This window comes from Micromonospora sp. MP36, assembly GCF_008119785.1.
Lineage (GTDB): Bacteria > Actinomycetota > Actinomycetes > Mycobacteriales > Micromonosporaceae > Micromonospora.
Map to the genome: position 1 here is coordinate 572,636 of NZ_VSFA01000001.1, position 25,302 is coordinate 597,937.

The 25,302-nt window shown below is 73.2% G+C and carries 19 protein-coding genes and 1 pseudogene; 14 read left to right on the top strand and 6 right to left on the bottom strand.

The features are described from left to right. Nucleotides 1-50: 50 nt before the first annotated feature. From guaB to FXF52_RS02765, 4 genes are all read left to right on the top strand, one after another. On the top strand, nt 51-1,613 hold the full coding sequence (gene guaB, locus FXF52_RS02750) for an IMP dehydrogenase (RefSeq protein WP_148793603.1): 1,563 nt from the start codon (nt 51-53) through the stop codon (nt 1,611-1,613). Between the two features lie 28 nt (nt 1,614-1,641). Further along, the gene (locus tag FXF52_RS02755; RefSeq protein ID WP_148793605.1) at nt 1,642-2,760 is read left to right on the top strand and encodes a GuaB3 family IMP dehydrogenase-related protein; all 1,119 of its coding nucleotides are present in this window, start codon (nt 1,642-1,644) and stop codon (nt 2,758-2,760) included. A 76-nt stretch (nt 2,761-2,836) separates the two neighbouring features. After that, the gene (locus FXF52_RS02760; protein ID WP_148793607.1) at nt 2,837-4,234 is read left to right on the top strand and encodes a M1 family metallopeptidase; all 1,398 of its coding nucleotides are present in this window, start codon (nt 2,837-2,839) and stop codon (nt 4,232-4,234) included. A gap of 84 nt (nt 4,235-4,318) precedes the next feature. Then, on the top strand, nt 4,319-5,782 hold the full coding sequence (locus tag FXF52_RS02765) for a M1 family metallopeptidase (protein ID WP_148793608.1): 1,464 nt from the start codon (nt 4,319-4,321) through the stop codon (nt 5,780-5,782). Between the two features lie 52 nt (nt 5,783-5,834). Here the strand turns inward: FXF52_RS02765 and FXF52_RS02770 are convergent, their stop codons facing one another. Beyond that, nucleotides 5,835-6,962 (bottom strand): LCP family protein, encoded by a 1,128-nt coding sequence (locus FXF52_RS02770; protein ID WP_148793610.1) that lies wholly within the window; start codon nt 6,960-6,962, stop codon nt 5,835-5,837. Between the two features lie 144 nt (nt 6,963-7,106). On the opposite strand from FXF52_RS02770, the gene FXF52_RS02775 reads away from it, so the two are divergent. Both FXF52_RS02775 and guaA read left to right on the top strand, forming a co-directional pair. Next, entirely contained in the window at nt 7,107-8,840 is a 1,734-nt protein-coding gene (locus FXF52_RS02775; protein WP_148793612.1) for an FAD-dependent oxidoreductase, read from the top strand. A 52-nt stretch (nt 8,841-8,892) separates the two neighbouring features. Next, complete coding sequence (guaA, locus tag FXF52_RS02780; protein WP_148793614.1) at nt 8,893-10,446, top strand: glutamine-hydrolyzing GMP synthase; 1,554 nt, start codon at nt 8,893-8,895, stop codon at nt 10,444-10,446. Between the two features lie 7 nt (nt 10,447-10,453). Here guaA and FXF52_RS02785 read toward each other — a convergent pair whose 3' ends face one another. Then, nucleotides 10,454-10,891, bottom strand: a complete 438-nt coding sequence (locus tag FXF52_RS02785; protein ID WP_148793615.1) for a PspC domain-containing protein — start codon at nt 10,889-10,891, stop codon at nt 10,454-10,456. Nucleotides 10,892-11,035: 144 nt separating this feature from the next. Between FXF52_RS02785 and FXF52_RS02790 the strand changes: the two genes are divergently transcribed. The 3 genes from FXF52_RS02790 to FXF52_RS02800 all read left to right on the top strand — a co-directional run bounded on the left by FXF52_RS02790 (nt 11,036) and on the right by FXF52_RS02800 (nt 14,259). After that, entirely contained in the window at nt 11,036-11,983 is a 948-nt protein-coding gene (locus FXF52_RS02790) for an NUDIX hydrolase (RefSeq protein ID WP_148793617.1), read from the top strand. 112 nt (nt 11,984-12,095) lie between these two features. After that, the gene (locus FXF52_RS02795; RefSeq protein ID WP_148793618.1) at nt 12,096-13,010 is read left to right on the top strand and encodes an NUDIX hydrolase; all 915 of its coding nucleotides are present in this window, start codon (nt 12,096-12,098) and stop codon (nt 13,008-13,010) included. A gap of 343 nt (nt 13,011-13,353) precedes the next feature. After that, entirely contained in the window at nt 13,354-14,259 is a 906-nt protein-coding gene (locus tag FXF52_RS02800) for a phosphatidylcholine/phosphatidylserine synthase (RefSeq protein ID WP_148793619.1), read from the top strand. 58 nt (nt 14,260-14,317) lie between these two features. Here the strand turns inward: FXF52_RS02800 and FXF52_RS02805 are convergent, their stop codons facing one another. The 3 genes and pseudogenes from FXF52_RS02805 to FXF52_RS02815 all read right to left on the bottom strand — a co-directional run bounded on the left by FXF52_RS02805 (nt 14,318) and on the right by FXF52_RS02815 (nt 18,208). Continuing rightward, nucleotides 14,318-15,562: a phosphatidylserine decarboxylase gene (locus FXF52_RS02805; protein WP_148793620.1), complete on the bottom strand. Its 1,245-nt coding sequence runs from the start codon at nt 15,560-15,562 to the stop codon at nt 14,318-14,320. Nucleotides 15,563-16,160: 598 nt separating this feature from the next. Further along, nucleotides 16,161-16,391 (bottom strand): annotated as a pseudogene (locus FXF52_RS02810) (hypothetical protein); the annotation flags it as partial. After that, entirely contained in the window at nt 16,388-18,208 is a 1,821-nt protein-coding gene (locus tag FXF52_RS02815) for a PspC domain-containing protein (protein ID WP_148793621.1), read from the bottom strand. The gene FXF52_RS02815 and the pseudogene FXF52_RS02810, both read right to left, overlap by 4 nt. 165 nt (nt 18,209-18,373) lie before the next feature. On the opposite strand from FXF52_RS02815, the gene FXF52_RS02820 reads away from it, so the two are divergent. Next, a complete protein-coding gene (locus tag FXF52_RS02820; RefSeq protein WP_148793622.1) occupies nt 18,374-19,627 on the top strand; it encodes an ATP-binding protein in 1,254 nt (417 codons plus the stop codon). Nucleotides 19,628-19,629: 2 nt separating this feature from the next. Continuing rightward, entirely contained in the window at nt 19,630-20,310 is a 681-nt protein-coding gene (locus tag FXF52_RS02825) for a response regulator transcription factor (protein ID WP_148793623.1), read from the top strand. Between the two features lie 120 nt (nt 20,311-20,430). Here FXF52_RS02825 and FXF52_RS02830 read toward each other — a convergent pair whose 3' ends face one another. Further along, a complete protein-coding gene (locus tag FXF52_RS02830; RefSeq protein ID WP_255471706.1) occupies nt 20,431-21,165 on the bottom strand; it encodes a PIG-L deacetylase family protein in 735 nt (244 codons plus the stop codon). A 431-nt stretch (nt 21,166-21,596) separates the two neighbouring features. On the opposite strand from FXF52_RS02830, the gene FXF52_RS02835 reads away from it, so the two are divergent. The 3 genes from FXF52_RS02835 (at nt 21,597) to FXF52_RS02845 (ending at nt 25,278) form a co-directional block, all read left to right on the top strand. Then, a complete protein-coding gene (locus FXF52_RS02835) occupies nt 21,597-23,237 on the top strand; it encodes an ABC transporter substrate-binding protein (RefSeq protein WP_148793624.1) in 1,641 nt (546 codons plus the stop codon). Nucleotides 23,238-23,384: 147 nt separating this feature from the next. After that, nucleotides 23,385-24,311 carry an ABC transporter permease gene (locus FXF52_RS02840; RefSeq protein ID WP_148793625.1) on the top strand — a complete coding sequence of 309 codons (927 nt, stop codon included), beginning with the start codon at nt 23,385-23,387 and terminating at the stop codon, nt 24,309-24,311. After that, a complete protein-coding gene (locus FXF52_RS02845; RefSeq protein WP_148793626.1) occupies nt 24,304-25,278 on the top strand; it encodes an ABC transporter permease in 975 nt (324 codons plus the stop codon). Before FXF52_RS02840 ends, FXF52_RS02845 begins: the two co-directional genes overlap by 8 nt. The last annotated feature ends 24 nt before the right edge of the window (nt 25,279-25,302 follow it).

A 25,302-nucleotide genomic window follows, 5' to 3' on the forward strand; every position in this document is an offset into this window, starting at 1 on the left:
GCGCGCGCCGCCTCGCTGAAGCCCGTCCGAAACAGCTCAGGGGAGCAATCGTGGAGAATTCGCCCAGCACCAACCTTCCTGCCGGCGCCGACGGCGGCGAGCTGGGCGGTCACCTGCCCGAGCTGCCGGCCGGCTCGGCGCGGGTGGTGCCGCTCGGGCTGACCTTCGACGACGTGCTTCTCCAGCCCGGTGAGTCGGACGTGGTGCCCAGCCGGGTCAACACCCGCACCAAGCTCACCCGGACCATCGAGCTGAACGTGCCGCTGCTGTCCAGCGCGATGGACACCGTCACCGAGGCGCGGATGGCGATCGCCATGGCCCGCCAGGGCGGCATCGGCGTGCTGCACCGCAACCTCTCCGTGGAGGACCAGGCCCTCCAGGTCGATCTGGTCAAGCGCTCCGAGTCCGGCATGATCACCAACCCGGTGACCGCCAGCCCGGACGACACCCTCCGCGAGGTCGACGCGCTCTGCGGCCGGTACCGGATCTCCGGCGTGCCGGTGGTCGACGGCCAGGGCCAGCTGGTCGGCATCGTCACCAACCGCGACATGCGCTTCGTCTCCGACCCGGCCACCCCGGTCCGCGAGATCATGACCCGGACCCCGCTGGTCACCGCCCCGGTCGGGGTGAGCAAGGACGACGCGCTCGACCTGCTGCGCCGGCACAAGGTGGAGAAGCTGCCGATCGTCGACGAGTCGGGCAAGCTGCGCGGGCTGATCACCGTCAAGGACTTCACCAAGAGCGAGCAGTACCCGAACGCCACCAAGGACTCCGCCGGCCGGCTCCGGGTCGCCGCCGCCGTCGGCGTGGGCGAGGACGCGTACAAGCGGGCCCGGACCCTGGTCGACGCGGGTGTCGACGTGCTGATCGTGGACACCGCGCACGGCCACCAGCGGGCTGTGCTGGAGATGGTCGCCCGGCTCAAGAAGGACGTCGCGATCGACATCGTCGGCGGCAACGTGGCCACGTACGCCGGGGCGAAGGCGCTGGTGGACGCGGGTGCGGACGGCGTCAAGGTGGGCGTCGGCCCGGGCGCCATCTGCACCACGCGGATCGTCGCGGGGGTGGGCGTACCGCAGATCACGGCGATCATGGAGGCGGCGCGGGCAGCCCGCCCGGCCGGCGTGCCGGTGATCGGCGACGGCGGCATCCAATACTCGGGCGACATCGCCAAGGCCCTGGTGGCCGGCGCCGACACGGTGATGCTCGGCAGCCTGCTCGCCGGCTGCGAGGAGAGCCCGGGCGAGCTGATCTTCATCAACGGCAAGCAGTACAAGGCGTACCGGGGGATGGGCTCGCTCGGCGCGATGCAGTCCCGCGGCCAGGGCAAGTCCTACTCCAAGGACCGGTACTTCCAGCAGGACGTGCTCGCCGAGGACAAGCTGGTCCCCGAGGGCGTCGAGGGCCAGGTGCCCTACCGGGGCCCGCTCGCCCAGGTCGCCCACCAGCTCACCGGCGGCCTGCGCGCCGCCATGGGATACGTCGGCGCCGAGAGCATCCCCGAGCTGCACCGCCGCGGCCAGCTCATCCGGATCACCGCGGCCGGCCTCAAGGAGAGCCACCCGCACGACATCCAGATGACGGTCGAGGCGCCCAACTACCACTCCCGCTGACCATCACCCCCAACCACCTGGAGTCCCCATGCGTGACGTGGTCGAGATCGGGCTGGGCAAGACCGCGCAGCGCGGCTACCACCTGGACGAGATCGCCATCGTGCCGAGCCGCCGCACCCGGGACGTCGACGACGTCTCCACCGCGTGGCAGCTCGACGCGTACCCGTTCGGCATCCCCTGCGTCGGGCACCCGTCCGACGCGACCATGAGCCCCGCCTCGGCGGTGCAGCTCGGCCAGCTCGGCGGCCTCGGCGTGCTCAACGTCGAGGGCCTGTGGACCCGCTACGAGAACCCGACCAAGGTGCTGGAGGAGCTGGCCGGCCTGGACGAGGAGGCCCGGGCGACCAAGCGGCTCCAGGAGGTGTACGCCGAGCCGATCCGCCCCGACCTGATCGCCGAGCGGGTCCGCGAGCTGCGGGCCGGCGGCGGCACGGTGGCCGTCCGGGTCTCCCCGCAGCACACCCTGGCGCTCGCTCCGGTGATCCTCGACGCCGGCGTGGACATCCTGGTCATCCAGGGCACCATCGTCTCCGCCGAGCACGTCTCCACCACCGACGAGCCGCTCAACCTCAAGGAGTTCATCGCCGACCTCGACCTGCCGGTCATCGTCGGCGGCTGCACCGACTACAAGACCGCGCTGCACCTGATGCGCACCGGCGCGGCCGGCGTGATCGTCGGCATCGGCGGCGACGACTGGTCGACCACCGAGTCGGTGCTCGGCATCCGGGTGCCGATGGCCACCGCCATCGCCGACGCCGCCGCGGCCCGCCGCGACTACCTGGACGAGACCGGCGGCCGGTACGTGCACCTGATCGCCGACGGCGACATCCAGACCTCCGGCGACATCGCCAAGGCGCTGGGCTGCGGCGCGGACGCGGTGATGCTGGGCGAGCCGCTCTCCCGGTGCGAGGAGGCCCCGGCCGGCGGCGCCTGGTGGCACTCGGCGGCCAGCCACCCGTCGCTGCCGCGCGGCGCGTTCGAGGTGGCCGGCGAGCCGCTCGGCGGGATGGAGAAGCTGCTGTTCGGCCCGGCCGACGAGCCGGACGGTCAGCTCAACCTCTTCGGCGGCCTGCGCCGGGCGATGGCCAAGTGCGGCTACCGCGACCTCAAGGAGTTCCAGAAGGTCGGCCTGGTCCTGGATCGCTGACCGAAGGCGACCGACGACCGACGGCGCGGGTGGGGATTCCGTCCCACCCGCGCCGTCGCGCGTCTAGGCTCGGCGGATGACACGGGGGCGGCGGTGGTCCGCGGCGGTGCTGGCCGTCGCGGTGCTGGCCGGCGGCTGCACCGACGAGGACGACGACGCACGCTTCCGGCCGGGGGCGGCCGACCTCGGCGACCCGTACGTGCCGGGCGCCGGCAACGGCGGCTACGACGTCGCCCACTACGCGCTGCGGGTTCGCTACGACCCGGCCAGCGACCGGCTCACCGGCCAGGCCACCGTCACCGCCACCGCGACCACCGGGCTGTCCCGGTTCCACCTCGACCTCGCCGGCCTCACCGTCGACCAGGTACGCGTCGACGGCGCCCCGGCCACCCATCGCCGGGATGGCAACGAGCTGGTGGTCACCCCGGCGCACGGCCTGCCGGCGGGGAAGCGGTTCACCGTCGAGGTCGGGTACGGCGGGGTGCCGCAGCCGCTGCCCAGCGGCGAACTGGGCGACGGCGGCTTCCACGCCACCGGCGACGGGGCGATCGCGCTCGGCCAGCCGGAGTCGGCGAGCACCTGGTTCCCGGTCAACGACCACCCCTCCGACAAGGCCACCTACGACGTCGAGGTGACCGTCCCGGCCGGGCTCGCCGCGCTGAGCAACGGGGTGCCGAAGGGACAGTCCAGCCAGGACGGCTGGACCACCTGGCGCTGGTCCGAGGGGGCGCCGATGGCCAGCTACCTGACCACCCTGGTGATCGGGAACTACCGGGTGTCGACCGGCACGCACGCCGGGAAGCCGCTGGTCACCGCGGTCGCCGCCGGGCTGCCGGCGGACGGGCCGGCCGCGACCGCGCTGGCCCGGACCGGCGAGGTCGCCGACTTCCTGGCCGAGCGCTTCGGGCCCTATCCGTTCGACGCGTACGGCGGCATCGCGGTCGCCGACGAGCGCATCGGGTACGCGCTGGAGACCCAGACCCGGCCGGTCTACGGGCCGGGCTTCTTCCGGGGCGGCCGGGCGAACACCGAGGTGGTCGCGCACGAACTGGCCCACCAGTGGTTCGGCGACAGCGTCTCGCTGTCCCGGTGGAAAGACATCTGGCTCAACGAGGGCTTCGCCACGTACGCGGAGTGGCTCTGGAACGAGCACGACGGCGTCCGTCCCGTGACCCAGGCCTTCGCCGACCGGTACGCGGCGACCGACTGGACGAAGCCGTCGGTGGATCCGGGCCGGGCGGCGATGTTCGGCGACGCGGTCTACCAGCGGGGCGCGCTGGCCGTGCACGCGTTGCGCCGCGCGGTCGGCGACGAGACCTTCTTCCGCGTGCTGCGCGGCTGGCTGGCCGAGCGGCGCAACGGCACCGCCACCACCGCCGACTTCGTCGGGTACGCCGAGCGGGTCGCCGGCCGGTCGCTGCGCCCGCTGTTCGACGCCTGGCTGGTCGGTGCCACCGCGCCCGCCCTGCCGTGACGCGCACGTGATCGTCGCTCGGTAGGCTGCCGCGGGCGGAGCGGCCCCGGCACGGGTCGCGCCGGGCCGAGGAGGGATCGGGCGATGACGCGGGCGCTGCGGGGCGGACGACGACGGCTCGGGCTGCTGGTCTGCGGCACGCTGCTGCTCGCCGGCTGCGGCTCGGCCGACGCGGACCAGGGCGCGCCGACGGTCGGGCCGCCCACCGCGACGGCCGCGCGGACCTTCGGACCGGGGGCGGCCGGGGCCGGCGACGCCTACTTCCCGAGCTACGGCAACGGCGGCTACGACGTCGCCCACTACACCGTGCAGGTGCGCTACGACCCGGCAAAGGACCAGCTCACCGGCACCACCGTGGTGCGGGCCACCGCCACGGCGGACCTGTCCGCGTTCAACCTGGACCTGGCCGGGCTGACCGTGCGGTCGGTGACCGTGGACGGGGTCGAGGCCGCCCACGCCCGCACCGACGACGAGCTGGTCATCACCCCGACCACCGGCCTGACCTCCGGCAACGGCTTCCTCGTCGAGATCCGGTACGACGGCGAGCCGGCCGCCCTGGCCAACGACGTGCTCGGCGAGGGCGGCTGGCTGCACACCTCCGACGGGGCGATCGCGCTGGGCCAGCCGGAGTCGGCGAGCACCTGGTTCCCGGTCAACGACCACCCCTCCGACAAGGCCACCTACGACTTCGAGATCACCGTGCCCAAGGGGCTCACCGCGGTCAGCAACGGCGTCCCGAAGGGACGGACCACTCGGGGTGACTGGACCACCTGGCGCTGGTCCGAGGGGTCGCCGATGGCCAGCTACCTGGCCACGGTGGCGATCGGGAAGTTCCGGGTGACCACCGGGGAGCACAAGGGACGGCCGGTGTACAGCGCGGTCTCCACGAAGGTGGCGGCGGGTGCCCCGGACCGGTCGATCGCCCGGACCACCGAGGTCGCCGACTACCTGGAGAGCGTCTTCGGGCCGTACCCGTTCGACGCGTACGGCGGGGTGGTGGTGGCCGACGACCGGATCCGGTACGCGCTGGAGACGCAGAGCCGGCCGGTCTACTCGGCCAGCTTCTTCCGGCAGGGCGACAACACCGGGGTGGTCGCGCACGAGCTGGCCCACCAGTGGTTCGGCAACAGCGTGGCGCTGCAGAAGTGGCAGGACATCTGGCTGAACGAGGGCCTGGCCACGTACGCCGAGTGGCTCTGGGCCGAGCACACCGGCGAGTCCACCGTCCAGGGGACCTTCGATCAGAAGTACGCGGGCGCGTCGGGGCAGGTCTGGCGGACCCCGCCGGGCAAGCCGGGGGTGGCGAACCTGTTCAGCCAGTCGGTGTACGAGCGGGGCGGCATGACCGTGCACGCGCTGCGGGTGGCCGTCGGGGACTCCGCCTTCTTCACCATCCTGCGGACCTGGGCCGAGGAGAAGAAGAACGGCAATGCCACCACGGACGACTTCGTGGCCCTCGCCGAGCGGATCTCGCACAAGAAGCTCGGCAAGCTCTTCGACGCCTGGCTCTACGGCACCGAGCGGCCGGCCGCGCCGAAGCCGCGGTAAGGCCGGGCCCCGTCAACGCCTCCCGCGCGGCAGGGGCCCCTGCTGACCGCGGTCAGGTTTTGACGCGCAGTGCCGGGTGCGCGGCCAGGAACGCGTCCGCGGTGCCGCCGCGCAGCGCGGCGAGGAACTGTCGGCCCACGGGCTCGAGCTGCTCGCCCCGGTAGGACCCGCCCTTGCCCACCGCGTCGCCGGGGAGCCCGACCAGGACGAAGCCGGCCGCGGGCAGCCCACCGAGGGCGTACGCGAACTCCACCAGCCGGCGCCCGCCGCCGACGTACACCAGGGTGTCGCCGAGGGCGGCGGCCACCTGGTCGACCCGCGCCGGGTCCCGGGCCAGCCCCTGGTCGAGGATCTTCCGGGCCAGCGCCCGGATCAGCTGCTGCTGGTGGCGCTGCCGGGTGTAGTCGCCGCCGGCGGTGTAGCGCTGCCGGGCGTAGTCCAGTGCCTGCCAGCCGGTCAGGTGGCGGTCGCCCTTCTCGTAGACCATCTGCGGGCCGGTGTAGGTGCTGCCGGCCCGGTCCCGCAGCCGTCCGTCGGGCCGGCGGTGGATCGACGCGACCCGCTGGTCCACGTAGAGGTCCACCCCGCCGAGGGTGTCGACCAGCTTGTCGAACCCGCCGAAGGTGAGCACCGCCCCGGCGTCGATGCGCAGCCCGGTGTACCGGCTGACCGTCGTGCGCAGCAACTCGTACCCCTGGGCGGTGCTGGGGTGGGCCTTGTCTCCGGGGACCCGGCTGCCGTAGCTCATCGCGTGGGTCAGCTTGGTCCGGCCGCCGGGGTAGCCGGACGCCGGGAAGGCCGGGATGTCCACCACCAGGTCGCGGGGGAGGGAGAAGAGGTACGCCCGGTCCAGGCCGGCCGGCACGTGCAGGACCAGCACCGCGTCGGCGTGCGGCTCCCAGCCCGGCACGGTGACCCGGGTGTCCACCCCTACGACGAGGAAGCTCAGCGGCCCCTTCAGGTCCGCGCCCGGCGGCGGGGTCGGGCTGGTCGGGGTCGGGCTCGGAGTGTCGGCGGACGGCGTGGGCGTGGCCGCGCCGGCGGTCGCCCCGGGCGAGGCGTCCGGGGTCGGGCGGGAGACGAGCCGGGCGGCCACCACCGCACCGGCGGCGACCAGCAGCACGGCCACCAGTGCGGCCAACCCCAACGGCCAGCGTCGGCTCGGTGTCGCGCCCGGCATGGTGGTCCCCTTCCCCCGGTGTTCACTCAACGCGCCAGGGGGCCCCACAGGTTGCGTGGCCCCGGTCCCGGCTCGTCGGCGCTCTGCATGATCTCCGAAGAACTGGCCCTGGCGCGATGGCTACTCGTCGGTAATGATGCGTTCATGCGGTACGACGTGGTGGTCGTCGGGTCCGGCTTCGGTGGCAGCGTCACCGCGCTCCGCCTCGCCGAGAAGGGCTACCGCGTCGGCGTCCTGGAGGCCGGCCGGCGGTTCGCGGACGAGGAGTTCCCGGAGACCTCCTGGCGGGTCCGGCGCTTCCTGTGGGCCCCGAAGCTCGGCTGCTACGGCCTGCAGCGGATCGACCTGCTGCGCTCGGCCGACCGGAAGGCCGGCGGCGGCGTCCTGGTGCTCTCCGGCGCCGGGGTGGGCGGCGGCTCCCTGGTCTACGCGAACACCCTCTACGAACCCCTCGACGCGTTCTACGCCGACCCGCAGTGGCGGGACATCACCGACTGGCGGGACGAGCTGGCCCGCCACTACGACCAGGCGAAGCGGATGCTCGGCGTCACCACGTACCCCGTGGTCACCGGCGCGGACCGGGCGATGCGGGCGGTGGCCGAGCGGATGGGGGTGGGACACACCTTCCACGCCACCCCCGTGGGCGTGCACATCGGCCGGCCCGGCGAGCGGGTGTCCGACCCGTACTTCGGCGGGGCCGGGCCGGACCGGACCGGCTGCCGCCACTGCGGCTCCTGCATGACCGGCTGCCGGCACGGCGCGAAGAACACCCTGGTCAAGAACTACCTCTGGCTGGCCGAGCGGCTCGGCGTGCAGGTCCACCCGCTGACCACGGTGACCGCGGTCCGACCGGCCGCCGGCGGTGGGTACGACGTGCACGCCGTGCGCACCGGGGCCTGGGTGCGCCGGCGCCGGCAGGTGATCCACGCCGACCAGGTCGTCTTCGCGGCCGGCGCGCTGGGCACCCAGCGGCTGCTGCACGAGATGCGGGCCACCGGGGCGCTGCCCGGGCTCTCGCCCCGCCTCGGCGAGCTGACCCGGACCAACTCGGAGGCGATCCTCGGCGCCTCGGTCGCCCACGGTCAGGCCCGGCGGCGCGGGCTCGACTTCACCGAGGGGGTGGCGATCACCAGTTCGTTCCACCCCGACCCGCAGACCCACATCGAGCCGGTCCGCTACGGCAAGGGCTCGAACGCCATGGGCCTGCTCCAGTCGTTGCTGGTCGACGGCGGCCCGCACCGGGTACGGCGCTGGCTGGGCAGCATCCTGCGGCAGCCCCGGCTGGCGGCCCGGATGCTGTCGGTGCGCGCCTGGTCCGAGCGGACCGTGATCGCCCTGGTCATGCAGTCGGTCGACAACTCCCTCACCACCCGCTCCCGGCTCGGGCTCTTCGGCCGGCGGCTGGTCTCCGGCCCCGGGCACGGGGCGCCCAACCCGGCCTGGATCCCGGCCGGCAACCAGGCGGTCCGGCTGCTCGCCGAGGAGATCGACGGCACGCCCGGCGGCGCGGTCACCGAGCCGTTCAACATCCCGATGACCGCGCACCTCCTCGGTGGGGCGGTGATCGGGGTCACCCCCGAGCGCGGGGTGATCGACCCGTACCACCGGGTCCACGGCCACCCGGGGCTGCACGTGGTGGACGGCGCGGCGGTGTCGGCGAACCTCGGGGTCAACCCGTCGCTGACCATCACCGCACAGGCCGAGCGGGCCATGTCGTTCTGGCCGAACATGGGTGAGGAGGACCCGCGGCCGCCGCTCGGGGCGGCGTACCGGCGGCTGGACCCGGTCGCCCCGCGCCACCCCGCGGTCCCCGAGCACGCTCCCGCCGCGCTGCGCGACGGCTCACCCGGCCGGGGTGTCATCGACTTCACGGCGTGACGCGGCCGGGGCGCGCCCGGCCCGGCGGTGACTGTCGGTAGGCTTGCTGCACATGAGCACGCCTCGCCCCGTCCTTGTGGTGGACTTCGGAGCCCAGTACGCCCAGCTCATCGCGCGCCGCGTACGCGAGGCGAGGGTCTACTCGGAGATCGTCCCGCACTCCATGCCGGTCGCCGACATGCTGGCGAAGAACCCGGCCGCGATCATCCTGTCCGGCGGTCCGGCCAGCGTCTACGCGCCGGACGCCCCGCAGGTCGACGCCGACATGTTCCAGTCCGGGGTCCCGGTCTTCGGCATCTGCTACGGCTTCCAGGCGATGGCCCAGGCGCTGGGCGGCACCGTCGCGCGGACCGGCAACCGGGAGTACGGCGGCACCCCGCTGCACGCCCGCCCGGAGGCCGGCGTGCTGCTCCGCGACCTTCCGGACGACCTGCCGGTCTGGATGAGCCACGGCGACTGCGTCACGGAGGCGCCGACCGGCTTCACGGTCACCGCCGAGTCGGCCGGCGCGCCGGTCGCCGCGTTCGAGGACCTGGTCGGCCGGCGGGCAGGGGTGCAGTTCCACCCGGAGGTCGGGCACACCGCCCACGGCCAGGAGATGCTCACCCGCTTCCTGTACGACATCGCCGGGATCGAGCCCACCTGGACCCCGGAGAACATCATCGACGAGCAGGTGGCCCGGATCCGGGAGCAGGTCGGCGACAAGGAGGTCATCTGCGCCCTGAGCGGCGGCGTCGACTCCGCGGTCGCCGCCGCGCTGGTGCACAAGGCCATCGGCGACCAGCTCACCTGCGTCTTCGTCGACCACGGCCTGCTGCGGGCCGGCGAGGCCGAGCAGGTGGAGAAGGACTACGTCGCGGCCACCGGGATCAAGCTCAAGGTGGTCGACGCCCGGGAGCGGTTCCTGGGCGCGCTGGCCGGGGTGACCGACCCCGAGCAGAAGCGCAAGATCATCGGCCGGGAGTTCATCCGGGTCTTCGAGGCGGCTGCCCGCGAGGTCGCCGCGCACGGCGACGTCGAGTTCCTGGTGCAGGGCACCCTCTACCCGGACGTGGTGGAGTCCGGTGGCGGCACCGGCACCGCCAACATCAAGAGCCACCACAACGTCGGCGGCCTGCCCGAGGACCTGAAGTTCGCGCTCGTCGAGCCGCTGCGCACGCTGTTCAAGGACGAGGTCCGCGCGCTCGGCCTGCAGTTGGGGCTGCCCGAGGCGATGGTCTGGCGGCACCCGTTCCCCGGCCCGGGCCTGGCCATCCGGATCATCGGCGCGGTCGACGAGGAGCGGCTCGCCGTGCTCCGCAAGGCCGACCTGATCGCCCGGCAGGAGTTGTCCGCCGCCGGGCTGGACCGGGGCGTCTGGCAGTTCCCGGTGGTGCTCCTGGCCGACGTGCGCAGCGTCGGCGTGCAGGGCGACGGCCGCACGTATGGCCACCCGGTGGTGCTGCGTCCGGTCTCCAGCGAGGACGCGATGACCGCCGACTGGTCCCGGCTGCCCTACGACGTGATCGCCCGGATCTCCACCCGGATCACCAACGAGGTCGCCGAGGTGAACCGGGTGGTCCTGGACGTGACCAGCAAGCCGCCGGGCACCATCGAGTGGGAGTGAGCCCGGCTCAGGCCGCCGGCGGCGTCGGCGGCTGAGGCGCGATCCCGGGCGCCGGCTCCGGCGTGGGTCCGGCCGGCGGCGTCGGCCCAGGCTGGGGCGGGGCCGGTGCGGCGGTCGGAGCGGGCGCGGTCTGCGGCGTCGCCCCCGCGTGGGTGGGGGCGGTCGGCTGCGGCGGGACCGGCGGCCAGCCCGGCGCGGTGCCCGCCGGATGCGGCCAGGCGGGGGCGCCCGCCGGCTCCTCGGGCATCAGGAACCACATGATCGGGTACGCCAGCGCGGCGACCCCGCCGGTGAGCAGGGTGGCGACGGCGAAGACGACCCGGACCAGGGTGGGGTCGACGGCGAAGTAGCGGCCGAGGCCGCTGGCGACGCCGGCGACCATCCGGTCCGTGGTGGGACGACGGAGCTGCTTGTACGGGGCCTGAGGGGTGCTCGGAGAGGTCATGCGTCCACGGTGCCGCGCGGCGCGCCGGCCGACCTCGGTGAGCGCCCGGACCTCTACCCTGACCGATCCCTGAGGCGCCAGCCAAGAGTCAGGAATCTGACTCTTTTCGATCGGGGTAACGACAGCGGGGGAGAATTTTGTCCCGTGACTACCTCGCTGGAGCCGCTCCGCAGGATCGCGGCATACGCAGTTTGTGCCGATTCAGACGACCGGGTGCTGCTGGTCCGCGCATCGGAGCGCTCCGGCACCCCCGGCACCTGGTCGCTGCCCGGTGGGGCGGTCGACCACGGTGAGGACCCCCACCACACCGTCGTCCGGGAGACCGCGGCCGAGACCGGGCTCTCGGTCGCCGTCTCGGGTCTCCGGGACGTGATCGCCGACATGCGGGCGCTGCCCGAACGCGGCATCACCATCCACACCGACCGGCTGCTCTACACCGTCTCGGTGCGCGGCGGGACGCTGACCGACCGGGAGGGCCGGCCGACGGACCTGGCCCGCTGGGTCACCCTCGACGAGGCCCGGGAGTTGCCGCTCCGGTCGTTCACCGCGCGCGCCCTGGGCCTGCCCTCCCGCACGGACGACGTCGTCCCGGAGGAGGTCCCCGAGTTCCCCTCGTTCTACGCGGTCCCCGGGCCGGACGGGCTGCACCGGGCGCAGCGCTTCGCCGCGTACGCGGTGGTGACCGACCCGGAGGAGCGGGTGCTGCTCACCCGGGTCTCCGACGGCTACCCGGGCGCCGGCTGCTGGCACCTGCCCGGCGGCGGCACCGACTACGGGGAGCAGCCGGGCGCGGCGCTGATCCGTGAGCTGGTCGAGGAGACCGGGCAGACCGGCCGCCTGGTCGAGCTGCTCGGCGTCGCCAGCCACCGCGACGCGGCCTCGCTCGGCCCGGAGGGCTACCCGATCGACTGGCACGGCGTACGCGCCTTCTACCGGGTGGTCGTCGACCAGCCGGCCCCGCCCACCGTGGCCGACGTCGGCGGCTCCACCTGCGAGGCCCGCTGGTTCCGGCGGGAGGAGCTGGGCGCCCTCCCCGCCGACCGTCTCACCGAGGTCACCGCCGAGGCCGTCCACGCCGCTCAACTCATCTGACCCCCGCCGCCCCATTCCTGGTTGATCATGAGGTTGACGGTGCGGTGCCCCGGTGCCGGGCCGCTAACCTCATGATCGACGTGCGTAGCGGCGGCGACGGGAGTGGTGCGGGGTGGAGCAGCGGCGGCGGATCGGGGCGTACGGGGTCCTGCGGGACGAGGCCGGGCGGGTGCTGCTCGTCCGGGGGTCCGCCCGCGCCGACTTCCCCGGCGTGTGGCAGCTGCCCGGGGGTGGCGTCGACCACGCCGAGCACCCGGAGACCGCCGCGGTCCGGGAGTTCGCCGAGGAGACCGGGCTGACGGTCCGGGTGACCGGGCTGCGGGACGCGGTCGCCGACGTGACCCGCTTCGCCGACCTCGGCGTCGCCCTGCACACCGACCGGATCATCTTCGACGTCACCGCCGTCGGCGGGACACTCCGGGACGAGCCCGACAACACCACGGACCGGGCCCGCTGGTGCACCCTCGACGAGGCGCGGGAACATGCCCTGCTGCCGTTCACCGCCGAGCTGCTCGGCCTGCCGGTCGACCCGCTGCCGGCGCACGCCGCCCGGGAGACGCCCCAGCCGCCGTTCGGGCCGCTGCCCACCGACCGCGGGCAGCGCTTCGCCGCGTACGGGCTGGTCACCGATCCGGCCGGGCGGGTGCTGCTCACCATGATCGCCGACGGGTACCCGGGGGCCGGAAAGTGGCACCTGCCCGGCGGCGGCACCGACCATGGCGAGCAGCCGACGGCCGGGCTGCTCCGCGAGCTGGTCGAGGAGGCCGGCCAGCTCGGCCGGGTGGTCGAGCTGCTCGCGGTGGACAACCTGCACAATCCCGCCGCGCTCGGCCCGGAGGGGCGGCCGATGGACTGGCACAGCGTCCGGGTGATCTACCGGGTGAGGGTCGACGCCCCGACCGAGGCGGTGGTGACGGAGCTGGCCGGTGGGTCCACCGCGCGGGCCGCCTGGTTCGCTCCGGACCAGCTCCGTGGCCTGCGGATGACGGAGGTGGCTGCCCGGGCAACCGGACATCGAGGTAGGTGACGCCCGCCGGCCGGGCCGGGGTGGGGGACCTCCGGTACAGTCGGGAGGGATTGGGCGGACGAAAACGGGCGATGACGCCCGGGATCGGGATATGTGAGCGGTTCGCGCGGTTAAGGGAGTTATAAGTACCGCCGGCAGCTATCGCCAAGCCCCACATCCCTGTGCAATGGTGTACTCCGCAAACGGGCTGCCGGACCAGAAAGGGTCCGGCACGAGACAGCCGGACACCCGCCCCACGGCGGTCAGCCGATCCGGTGATGGAGGAAACGTGCCGAGAGCCCCATGGCGCCGGCGTCGTACGAGTGACAGTCCGCGCCCCGCAGGGCGTCGCTGGGCGGGCCGGTTGCGCCGCAGCAGCACGTTCGCCCGCCAGGTGCTGCTGGTCCGGGTGGGCCGTCGGGGCGGCGCCGCTTCCGCGAGCGACCTGGTCACCCCCGACCACCGCTGGGCGGACCGCCAGCGCCGCCGCTACGGCCGGTTCGACCCGGAGGTCGAGGCGGTGGCCCCGGTCAGCCCGGCGCTCGCCCCCGCGCCGGTCGACGAGCCGTCGGCGATGTCGATCCCACTCCTGCCGGGCGAGCGCACCGCCGCCCGCCGGGCCAAGTTCACCCTGGTCAACGCCTGCACCCTGAGCAGCCTGATGCTCGGCATGCTGGCGATCTTCCTGGCCATGCGGGGCGAGGTCCGTGTGGCGGCGCTCTGCCTGATCGCCTGCGTCGCGTTCGACGGCCTGGACGGCGCGCTGGCCCGCAAGCTCGGCGTGGCCAGCCCGTTCGGCGCCCAGATGGACTCGCTGGCCGACATGTGCTCGTTCGGCCTCGCCGCCCCGGTGGTGGTCTACGCCTCGCTGGCCGGCTCGGTGCCGGCCGCGGCCGCCGCGGTGGCCTGCGCCCTGGTCGCGGGGTGCGCCGCGATCCGGCTCGCCCGGTTCAACGTCTCGCCGAAGGACGGCCGGTTCTTCTGCGGCGTGCCGACCACCATGGCGGCGGCCGTGCTGGCCCTGACCGTGGCGATCGGGGTGCCGGTCTCCGGCCTGGTGATGGTCGGCGGGGTGGCCCTGCTCGCCTTCGCCATGGTCTCCAGCTTCCCGTACGCGAAGCTCGCCCGGCTGGTGAAGCTGCCGCCGTGGCTCTGGCTGGCCCCGGTGGTCGGTGCGCTGGTCGACATCCGGCTAACCTTCGCCGTCGTGGTGGTGGGCTACCTGATCAGCGGCCCGGTGCTCTGGCTGCACCAGCGCCGCACCGCCTGACCCGTACGACAAGAAAGGGGCGCCGCGACGAGCGGCGCCCCTTCTTCGTGTCGGGGGATCAGACCCAGCGGGCGATCACCGTCGCGCCGCCGACCACCTTGTCGCCCGGGCCGACCAGCGGCTCGGCCGCGCCCGCCGGCAGGTAGACGTCGGTCCGCGAGCCGAACCGGATCAGGCCGAAGCGCTCACCCTTCGCGAGCAGCGCGCCGACCGGCGCCCGCTGCACGATCCGCCGGGCGATCAGGCCGGTCCGTTGCGCCACCACCACGGTGCCGTGCGCGGTGTCCAGCACCGTGTAGGCCGCCACGTTGTGCTCGGCCTCCGGCTTCATCGCGTTGACGAACCCGCCGTCCGCGACGAAGTAGTCGACCACCTTGCCGGCCACCGGCGACCGGTTGACGTGCACGTCCAGCACCGACAGGAAGACCGCGACGCGCAGCCACTCGCCGTCGCCGAAGCGCTCGTCGTGCAGCCGCTGCACCGAGAGCACCTGGCCGTCCGCCGCGGCGACGACGGCCGACGGGTCCTCCGGGACGTCCCGCTCCGGGTCGCGGAAGAACGCGGCCACCGGCGCGGCGGCCAGCGCCGGCAGCAGCCAGAGCTTCGACTTCGGCCGGGTCACCCTGGCCAGCGCGGCGAGGCCGAGGCTGATGCCGGCCGCCGCGACGCCGTTGGAGTCGATGTGCATGGTCCGGGTCAGCGGCACGCTCGACGGCCGGTACGCCGGCGACAGTTGGGCGGCCAGCGTGGCGCTCGCCGGGGTGAAGCGGAGGTGGTGCACGCGTACCGGCGGGGAGTTGCGCAGCACCAGATCGGCGCGAGCGCCGTGCAGCACACCCTGCCGGTCCAGCTCGGCCCCGGCGCCCGCGCTGCGGAAGACCGGCGCGGCCACGCTCAGCACCGCGCCCTCGGTCAGGTACTTCGACAGCCCGTCGACGGCCACCCGGGCCTCGTCGGCGGTGCCGGTGAACGGTTCGGCGGCGATGACCACCTCGGCGGCGTCCGCCTCGGCGAGGGTGTCGACCACCCGTACCCGCTCGGCGACCCAGCGACCCTGGGCCGACACGTGCTCGCGGAGTGCGGCGGCGGAGCCCTCCGCCGGCACGACGGTGAGCCGGTCGCCGGGGAGCAGTGCCTCGATCGCCGCGGCCAGCACCGGGGACTCCGGGGTCGCGCCGACCAGCAGGCCGGCCTTCGGGTCGTTGCGCCGGGCGAACTCGCTGACGAGGGTACGGGCGGCACGCTCGCCGACGCGGACCGGACCGGACGGACCGGGGGCGCGCACGGCGGGGGACTGGGTCATGTCGGACGGGCTCCTGACGACGTAGAGACGGACGGCGGCGGGACCACCACGGTGACCTGGCCGGTCGGGGCGGGACGGGGCCCGACGACCGGGGGTACCGGCCGCGGCTACGGCCATCCGGGCTCGGCGCGTCTGACGCCGCGCCGCGACCCCGGACAGCCGGGCGCCAACCGGTGGGCCGGCCGGCGGAGGCGAGATCTCCACCAGCCAGCATAGGCGGCGGCGTCCCGGCATCGCACCGCCGCGGTCAGCCCGGCGGCGGCTCCGCCCGACCGGCCGCACCCCCGCCGGTGCCCGGACCGTCCGATGCGCCCCGGTCGGCCGGCTGCTCCGGACCGTCCATCGCGGGCAGCTCGCGGGTCACCGGCTCGCTCCCGCCGAGGACTGCCCCCGCCGGTTCGACGGGCAACTCGCGGGTGGCGGGGTCGCCGTCCCCACGGTCGCTCGGCGGCGTGGTAGGCGACCAGCGCGGCTCCCCGCCGGCGGGCCGGTCCTCCCACGCCGGGACGGCCGCCTCGGCCACCGCGTCGGTGGCCCACTCGTCAGCCACCGGGGCGGTGGCTGGGCCGCCGGTCGGGGCGGCGTCCACATAGGGTGCCGCGACCGTCGCCTCGGGTCGCGGGTGGACCGCTTCGCTGTCGGCGTGGCGCCCGGAGCGCAGCGCGCCGACCAGGCCGAGCAGCCCGATCACGATCAGCCCGCCCGCCAGGAACCAGCCCACCGGCGGCAGGGTCAGCCCGAGGATCCGGGCGAGCAGCCACCAGACGGCGAGGGCCAGGAAGACCAGCCCGAAGGCGAACGACACGGGGTCGGTGCGGTGGGCCTTCACCGGGTCACCTCCAGGTCTCCGGCGTTCACGTGGATGAGCAGGCGCAGGGTGCCCCCGCCGCGGCCGTCCGGCCCGAGGTCGGTGGTCTCCCCCTGGCGGCCGTTGACCGCGCTGGTCCGCCGGCCGAAGACCGTGGCGTCACCGGCGTTCACGTCGGTCACCGTGGTGACATCCACGTTCGGCGGTACGACCACCGTCGCCTTGCCGAAGTTGATGTCCACGGTGATCTGGGTGTCCTTCTTGTCGAAGTCCACCGCCCGCAGGTCGAGCACCGCGTCGCCGAAGTTGTTCTGGTAGCGGACCGCCAGGTCACGGTAGTCGGCCGGGGCCCAGGTGACGTTGCCGTCGATGCCGCGTATCCGGTCGTAGGAATCGGCGACGGTGGCGATGCCAAGCGCCGCCGCGGTGACCAGGCCGAGCGCGATGAGCCAGCGGGCTCGCCCGAACCAGGTGCCCACCAGCAGCCCGAGGCCGATGGTGGCCAGCGCCGCGGCGAAGTATCCGGCCGCGCCGACCGTGAAGACGTCGAGCAGGTCGAGCAGGGTCACCACGCCCAGCGCCAGGAAGATCAGCGAGAAGGTGACCGCGCCGAGCGCGGAACGCTCCTTCGGCCGCTTCGGTGGCCGTGCCGGCCGGGCGGGGGCCGGTGGCGCCGGCGGGTACGCCTGGGCGTACGGGCCGTGCGGCGCGAACGGCAGCCGGTAGCCGCCCGGTGCCACCGGCGCGGGCGGCGGCACGGAGACCGGCTGGCCGGGCGGGGTGCCCGTCGTCGGCGCGCCGGACCAGGCCGGTGTCGCGTCGCCCGGCCACGCCGCGCCGGAGCCCGGAGCCGGCTCCGCGGGGTGACCCGTCGCCGGCCAGGCCGGCTGCGCGGCGGTGCGCTCGGGGTCGGACCAGCCGGCCGCGACCTGCGGGGCGGGCCCGGCGTCGGAAGCCGGCCGGGTGCCGCCGACCGGCTGGTCGACGGTCTCGGCGGACATCGCCGCCCAGGTCGGGGTCGCGGCGGTCGGGGCCTCCGGCCAGGCCGGGGTCGCCGGGGCGCTCGTCGGCCAGCCCGGCGCGCCGGTCGTCGGCGTGGCGGCCGGGCCGGCGGTGGCGGAGCCGGACCAGGCCGGGCCGGTGGCGGGCGTGCCGGCGGGCGGAGTGGCGCCGGAACCGGGCCAGGCGGCCGGACCGGGCGGCGTGCCAGGCCCGGCCGCGGCCGGCCGCCGGCCCAGCGGGCCGCGCTGGTCCCGGTTGAGCAGCAGCGCACCGCCGATGAGGATCACCGCACCGAGCAGGATCGCCCGGAACGCGTTGGTGACGACGTAGCCGAAGCCGACCGCGACCGCGATGCTGAGCACGATCACCGTGATCGGGGACATGCTCGACCGGCCCCGGCCCAGCATCGACTCGACCGGCGAGGCGGTGTCCCCCTCGCCGGGGATGATCAGCCAGGCGGTGACGTAGACCAGGATGCCGATGCCGCCGAAGAAGCCCAGCACGGCGAGCAGCACCCGCCACAGCACCGGGTCGGTGTTGGTGGCGCGGCCGATGGCGGCGCAGACGCCGGCCAGGTAGCGGCCGTCCCGCGGGCGGACCAGCCCGTACCGGGAGGTGAAGCCAGCGGTGCCGGGCGGTGGGGCGTACCCGGGCGGTGGCGCGTCGGCGAACGGTGCGGACCCCGCGGTCGACGCGCCCGGTGGCGGGCCGGCGGATCCGGCCGGCGGCGGCGTCGGGGCGTCGGTGGGGGTGGCCGCCGGCCCCGGCGGGGGTGGCGGTGGCCCGTCCTGTGGTGCCGCCCCGGGCTGGGGCGGACGGGCAGGGTCGTCGGTCATGCCTTCGATCCTGCTGCCCCGCTCGCCCGAGCGTCCTCCGGACCCGACCCTGACCCCACCCTGAGATCCGCGGCCCCGAATGTCGGGGGCGTCCCCGTGGTCGGGGGCGGTCCGGGCGTGTGACGATCGGGACGCACCACTCCGTCCCCGACCTGGGAGCCTCCGATCAGCACCACCACGACCCCACCCCCGCCGCGGCTCTACCGGGCCACCGAGCACCGGTTGGCCGCGGGGGTGGCTGCCGGCATCGCCGAGCACCTCGGCGTCTCCGTGCTCCGCGTCCGGATCGCCTTCATGGTGCTGCTCGGGCTGAACGGCCTCGGACTGCTCCTCTACGCCGCCTTCTGGGCGGTCGTGCCACCGCGCCCCGGCGACACCGGCGTCCCGCCCCGCCGCGACCTCGCCCAGCTCCTGCCGTTCGTGGCGATCGGGCTCGGCGTGCTGCTGGTCCAGATGATGGCCTTCCACTCGGTCGGCGCGGCCGGCACCGCCGGCTGGCTGGTCGCGATCATCGCGGTGGGCGCCGGCGTGATCTGGCACCAGTCCGCGCCGGAGCGCCGCCAGCAGTGGGGCGGGTCGATGCCGGTGCCCTGGCTGGGCGCGGTGGTGGAGGAGAGCGACCGGCGCGCGTTCGTGCTCCGCTTCGTCGGCGGCGGCGTCCTCGTCGCGGTCGGCATCATCGGCGTGGCGGCGGTCTACTCCCCGGTGCAGAACTTCGACGCCGTGCTCAACGGTGTGATCTTCGCGCTGGTCGGGCTGGCCGGCGTGGGCGTGGTGGCCGGCCCGGTGCTCTGGCGCACCTGGAACCAGCTCCGCTCGGAGCGGGAGGGGCGCATCCGCGAGCAGGAACGGGCCGAGCTGGCCGCAATGGTGCACGACCAGGTGCTGCACACCCTGGCCCTCATCCAGCGCAACGCCAGCGACGTCAAGACGGTGCAGCGGTTGGCCCGGGGTCAGGAGCGGTCGCTGCGGAACTGGCTCTACAAGCCGACCGCCTCACCGACGGAGCGCTTCGCCGCAGCCCTGGAGCAGGCCGCCGCGGAGGTGGAGGACACCTTCGCCATCACGGTCGAGACCGTGGTGGTGGGCGACCGGGAGACCGACGAGCGGGTGGGCGCGCTGGTCGCGGCCGCCCGGGAGGCGCTGGTCAACGCGGCCCGGCACGCCGGGGTGCAGACGGTGTCCCTCTACGCCGAGGTGGAGCCGGACCAGGTCAGCGCCTTCGTCCGGGACCGCGGCAAGGGCTTCGACCCGGATACGGTGGAGGATCACCGGCACGGCGTCCGGGGTTCGATCATCGGGCGGATGAAGCGGCACGGGGGCCGGGCGGAGATCCGCTCCGCGCCGGGGGAGGGCACCGAGGTCCGGCTGATCCTGCCGATCAGCGGCTCGGGCGGCACGACGGAAAAGGACAGGTGACCATGGCCGAGCACGAACCGGTCGAGGAGGCGCAGCCCCGGGACGGGCGGCTGCGGGTGTTCCTCGTCGACGACCACGCCATGTTCCGGGCGGGCGTACGCGCCGAGCTCGGCGCGCGCGTCGAGGTGGTCGGTGAGGCCAGCACGGTGGCCGAGGCGGTCAGCCGGATCGCGGCGACCCAGCCCGACGTGGTGCTGCTCGACGTGCACATGCCCGACGGCGGTGGCCGGGCGGTGCTGGACGCGATGCGGCGTACCCACCCGCAGGTGCGGTTCCTGGCGTTGAGCGTGTCCGACGCGGCGGAGGACGTGATCGGGCTGATCCGGGCCGGTGCCCGGGGCTACGTCACGAAGACCATCTCGCCGGAGGAGCTGACCGACGCGATCCGCCGGGTGGCCGACGGGGACGCGGTGTTCAGCCCGCGGCTGGCCGGGTTCGTGCTGGACGCGTTCGCGGCCCGGCCGGACGCGCCGGTCGCCGATCCGGAGCTGGACCAGCTCACCAACCGCGAGCGCGAGGTGCTGCGGCTGCTGGCCCGGGGGTACGCGTACAAGGAGATCGCCCGGGAGCTGTTCATCTCGATCAAGACGGTCGAGACGCACGTCTCCAACGTGCTGCGCAAGCTCCAGATGTCCAACCGGTACGAGCTGTCCCGCTGGGCGGCCGACCGCCGGTTGGTCTGACCGTCCCGGGAGTCTCCGGCGTCCGGGTGGCGTCGGGGCTGCGTGCTGTTCGGGTCGGGAGGGGCCGTCCTCGCGGCTGCGGCGCCTGCTGGCCCGTCCGGTGTCCGCGACCGGTTCCGATCAGTCGGTGCGCAGCACGGTGAACGCCTCGGCCAGCCGGCCGGCGGGCAGTCCGGCGGTGCCGGCGATCGAGCCGAGCAGGTCGTGCACCCACGTCACCACGTCCAGGTGCGCGGTCTGCGAGCGGTGCGCCCGCATCGCGGCGATCTTGCGGTCGACCCGGTCGGTCACGTCGACGACGTGGTCCGGCCCCGGGCCGCCCGCGTACCAGAGCTCCCGGACCACCCACGGCTCCAGGCCCGCGTCGAGCAGCTCCGGGAAGGCGAAGCGGTTACGCGCGTCGGGGTAGACGGCGCAGGTGGTGGCCTCGCCGACGGCCAGGTGGTCGGGGTGGCTCGGGCCGGTGAGGTGCTCCCAGCGGCGCAGCGGGGAGCTGGTCAGCACCCGGTCCGGGCGGAACCGGCGGATCCCGGCGGCGATGTCGCGCCGCAGCTCCGGGCCGGGGGTGAGGATGCCGTCGGGGTGGCCGTCGAGGAAGTCGACCCGGTGCACGCCGACGGCGGCCGCCGCGGCCCGCTGCTCCGCCTCGCGCAGGGCGGGCAGCTCCGCGCGCGGGGTGTCGTCGAAGCCGCCGGAGTCCCCCCGGGTGGCGATGAGGTACGCCACTTCGATACCCTCATCCACCCAGCCAGCGATGGTGCCCGCACAGCCGAAGTCGACATCGTCCGGATGGGCAAAAACCGCCAGCGCCCGGCGGACGTCGGGAAGCACCGGAGCGGAGGCAGGAAAGCTCACAGCCGTGAGCCTACGCGCGGGTCTTCGCCCGATGTGACCGTGTTTTGCCTGTTCGGACTGGTACGACTCGCCGATTTCATGATCTTTTCTCAAGTATCGGCAACGTGGCGGCCAACTAACGTCTTGATAACGGCACCTTCACGGAACCGGCCGGTGAGTGTCACAGTTGCAGCACCTCACCCCCCGGTCTGAGGCGCCTCGTCGGGCCTGCCGACCACGTGACGCCACCTTCGCGTGACGCTGCGTGGCCGCCGGCCCTGTGCGGCGTCTTGGTCGGGGGCGCGGTGCCCGGCGGATCGGTACCCCTGGGGTGTCCCGATTTCCTCTGCGGTAAACCGGCGGCCTGTGGTTCGGGCTGGCGGTTGGTGTCACCCCCCAGACGTGCGTGAAACTCACGACGGAACCAGGTTAGAAAGAGGAGGCCCCTCGGAATGAGAGTCTCGAAGCGGGCGAGCGGCGCGCTCGCGGTGGGCGCGGCGTTCGCGCTCGTCGCGTCCGGCTGCTCGAGCGGGAACAACGACGGTGGCGACGCCAGCGCCAGCAAGGACGGCGCCATCGTCATCGACGGCACCCAGCCGGAGAACCCCCTGGTTCCGGCGAACACCACCGAGACCGGCGGCGGCAAGATCATCGACTGGCTGTGGACCGGTCTGGTGGAGTACCCGAACAACGGTGGCGCCCCGCAGAACGCCCTTGCCGAGTCGATCGACACGAGCGACTCCAAGGTCTTCAAGATCAAGATCAAGCAGAACACCAAGTTCCACGACGGCACCACCGTCAAGGCCGAGAACTTCGTCAAGGCCTGGAACTGGGCGGCGTACGCCCCGAACGGCGCGCAGAACGCCAGCTTCTTCGCCGACATCCAGGGCTACTCCGACCTGAACCCGGCTGACCCGGACGGCGACGGCCCGAAGAAGGCCCCGACCCCGTCGGTCAAGGAGATGTCCGGCCTCAAGGTCGTCGACGACTGGAACTTCGAGGTCACCCTCTCCGCGCCGACCGCGGTGTTCCCGACCAAGCTGGGCTACAGCGCCTTCATGCCGCTGCCGGACGTCTTCTTCACCCAGAAGCCGGAAGAGTTCGGCAAGAAGCCGGTCGGTAACGGCCCGGTGAAGTTCGTCTCGTGGCAGGACGACGTCGAGGTCAAGCTGACCCGCTTCGACGACTACACCCTGCGCGACAAGATGAAGATCAAGGACGTCACCGTCAAGATCTACCAGGACGACACGGCGGCGTACAACGACCTGCTCGCCGGCAACCTGGACTTCATGCAGCAGGTTCCGGTCTCGTCGCTGGCTGGCGACAAGTGGAAGACCGACCTGGGCGAGCGGGCGATCCAGACGACGATCCCGTCGTCCGGCATCATCGCCTTCCCGATCTACGACAAGCGCTTCCAGAACCCGAAGCTGCGCAAGGCGATCTCGCTGTCGATCAACCGGCAGGAGGTCACCGACAAGATCTTCTTTGGTAACCGCAAGCCGGCCGACAGCTGGGCCAACCCGCTGACCCCGGGCGCCGAGCCGGGCAACTGCACCGCCTGCAAGTTCGACCCGACCCAGGCCAAGCAGCTCCTCCAGGAGGCCGGTGGCTTCCAGGGCAAGCTGACCCTGTCGTACAACGCCGACGCCAGCCACAAGGAGTGGATGGAGGCGGTCGCCCAGCAGATCAAGACCAACCTGGGCATCGACGCCGTCGCCGTGGGCGTGCCGACCTTCGCGGTCTTCCGGGCCAACATCAACGCCCACAAGATGACCGGCGCCTACCGGGCCGGCTGGCAGCAGGACTACCCGGACGTGGAGAACTGGATCAACCCGCTCTACGTGACCGGTGGCTCCTCGAACGACGGCCTGTACAGCAACCCGCAGGTCGACGCCCTCGCCAAGGAGGCCTCCGCGGCCCCCAGCCTGGAGGAGGCGCACAAGAAGTTCGCTGAGGCTGTCAAGCTGATCGACCAGGACGTTCCGTCCATGCCGATCTACTTCAGTGGTGAGCAGTCCGGCCACTCGGAGAAGATCAAGAAGATCGAGCTGACCAACGTCGGCGAGCTCGACATCACCTCGGTCGAGCTCTGATCCGAACGGTCTGACCCCGGGTCGGGCTCGCCTACCGGTGAGCCCGACCCGGGGCCGTTCCGCGAGGGGGTGTACAACAAACCCCTCGCACGTTGTCGCCACCCGTGTCGGCTGATCCGACGCGCCCCTTGTCTGGAGGACCACCCCATGGGCCGTTATCTCTTGAGACGGCTGCTGCAACTCGTGCCGGTGTTCATCGGCACGACATTCCTGATCTATTGGCTCGTCTGGTCGGTGCCCGGCGACCCGTTCGCCGGCAAGTGCGGTGACCGGGGTTGCCCGGAGAACTACCGCGCGGTCATGACCGCGAAGTACCACCTCGACGACTCGATCTGGGTGCAGTACGCCAGCTACATGAAGAACCTGTTCCAGGGTGACTTCGGCATTACCTTCGGTAATCGGCCGATCAGCGACATCATCACCACGTCGTACCCCAACACCCTGAAGCTGGCGGTGGTCGCGCTGGTCATCGAGGCCGTCATCGGTCTCGGCGCGGGCGTGCTGACCGGTCTCCGGCGCAACGGCTTCCTGGACAACCTGGTCCTGGTCTCCAGCCTCTTCCTGATCGCCCTGCCGGTCTTCGTCATCGGCTTCGTGCTCCAGTGGTTCTTCGGCGTCAAGTGGGGCATCATCACGCCTACCGTCTCCAGCGAGATGCGGATCACCGAGTTGATCCTGCCGGGCTTCGTGCTGGGCAGCGCCTCGTCGGCGTACATCGCCCGGGTGGCGCGCACCAGCATCGCGGAGAACCGCCGCGCGGACTACGTCCGTACCGCCATCGCCAAGGGCCTGCCCATGCGCCGGGTGGTGGGCGTGCACCTGCTGCGTAACTCGCTCATCCCCGTCGTCACCCTGCTCGGCACCGATCTCGGCGCCCTGATGGGTGGCGCCATCATCACCGAGGGCATCTTCGGCATCAACGGCATCGGCCGCCAGGTGCTGCGCGCCATCGTCACCAAGGAGAGCGCTACCGTTGTCGGCATCGTGGTGGTGCTGGTGGTCGTGTATCTGGTGATGAACCTGCTGGTGGACCTGCTCTACGCCGCCCTGGACCCGAGGATTCGCTATGAGTGACCCGAGCGCCGCATCGCTTGTCAGCACCCCCCGCCCCGAGCAGCCGACCGAGATCGGCGCTCCGGCCAACGCCGGCCTGCCGGCGCAGAAGCAGGAGAAGCCGCGCGGCCTGCTCGGCGACGCGTGGCGCGACCTGCGCCGCAAGCCGCTGTTCTGGATCTCTGCCGCGTTCATCGTGCTGTTCGTGCTGATGGCGGCCTTCCCGTCGCTGTTCACCTCCGGCGACGCGGTCAACGGCGCGCTGTCCCGCAGCCGGGTGGAGCCGTCGGCCCACGCCTGGTTCGGCTACGACGTGCAGGGCCGGGATGTCTACTCCCGGGTGATCTACGGTGCCCGCGCCTCGATCGTGGTGGCGCTGCTCTCGGTGATCTGCACGCTGCTGATCGGCGGCACGATGGGCATCATCGCCGGCTACCGCGGCGGCTGGGTGGACGCGCTGCTCTCCCGGATCGCGGACATCTTCTTCGGCCTGCCGTTCGTGCTCGGCTCGATCGTCATCCTGACCACCTTCAACGGCTCGGGCACGGACAACGGCGAGTGGACGATCATGGGCCTGGTCATCCTGTCGCTGAGCGTGCTGAGCTGGCCGGTCGTGATGCGGCTGATGCGCTCCTCGGTGCTGGCCACCAAGGAGGCCGACTACATCGTCGCGGCCCGGGCGTTGGGCGCCGGCACCGGCCGGATCATCCTCAAGCACCTGCTGCCGAACTGCCTCGCGCCGCTGCTGGTCTACGGGACCATCATGGTTGGCAGCTTCATCGGCGCCGAGGCTACGCTGTCCTTCCTGGGCATCGGTCTGAAGAGCCCGGTCGTGTCCTGGGGCATCATGATCAGTGAGGCGCAGAACTACATCCGGGTCTCGCCCTTCCTGCTCTTCTTCCCCGCCGCGTTCCTCGTCACCGCAGTGCTGAGCTTCGTGATGCTCGGCGAGGCGGTCCGCGAGGCCCTCGACCCGAAGCTCCGATAGGGGAGACTCAGTTGTCCGACATTC

Coding starts and splice junctions, on each gene's coding strand:
- FXF52_RS02785 (WP_148793615.1), bottom strand. CDS start 10,891: ATGACCTCTCCGAGCACCCCTCAGGCCCCGTACAAGCAGCTCCGTCGT.
- FXF52_RS02805 (WP_148793620.1), bottom strand. CDS start 15,562: ATGACCCAGTCCCCCGCCGTGCGCGCCCCCGGTCCGTCCGGTCCGGTC.
- FXF52_RS02825 (WP_148793623.1), top strand. CDS start 19,630: ATGGCCGAGCACGAACCGGTCGAGGAGGCGCAGCCCCGGGACGGGCGG.
- FXF52_RS02775 (WP_148793612.1), top strand. CDS start 7,107: ATGCGGTACGACGTGGTGGTCGTCGGGTCCGGCTTCGGTGGCAGCGTC.
- FXF52_RS02835 (WP_148793624.1), top strand. CDS start 21,597: ATGAGAGTCTCGAAGCGGGCGAGCGGCGCGCTCGCGGTGGGCGCGGCG.
- FXF52_RS02760 (WP_148793607.1), top strand. CDS start 2,837: ATGACACGGGGGCGGCGGTGGTCCGCGGCGGTGCTGGCCGTCGCGGTG.
- FXF52_RS02755 (WP_148793605.1), top strand. CDS start 1,642: ATGCGTGACGTGGTCGAGATCGGGCTGGGCAAGACCGCGCAGCGCGGC.
- guaA (WP_148793614.1), top strand. CDS start 8,893: ATGAGCACGCCTCGCCCCGTCCTTGTGGTGGACTTCGGAGCCCAGTAC.
- FXF52_RS02770 (WP_148793610.1), bottom strand. CDS start 6,962: ATGCCGGGCGCGACACCGAGCCGACGCTGGCCGTTGGGGTTGGCCGCA.
- FXF52_RS02765 (WP_148793608.1), top strand. CDS start 4,319: ATGACGCGGGCGCTGCGGGGCGGACGACGACGGCTCGGGCTGCTGGTC.
- FXF52_RS02845 (WP_148793626.1), top strand. CDS start 24,304: ATGAGTGACCCGAGCGCCGCATCGCTTGTCAGCACCCCCCGCCCCGAG.
- FXF52_RS02840 (WP_148793625.1), top strand. CDS start 23,385: ATGGGCCGTTATCTCTTGAGACGGCTGCTGCAACTCGTGCCGGTGTTC.
- FXF52_RS02815 (WP_148793621.1), bottom strand. CDS start 18,208: ATGACCGACGACCCTGCCCGTCCGCCCCAGCCCGGGGCGGCACCACAG.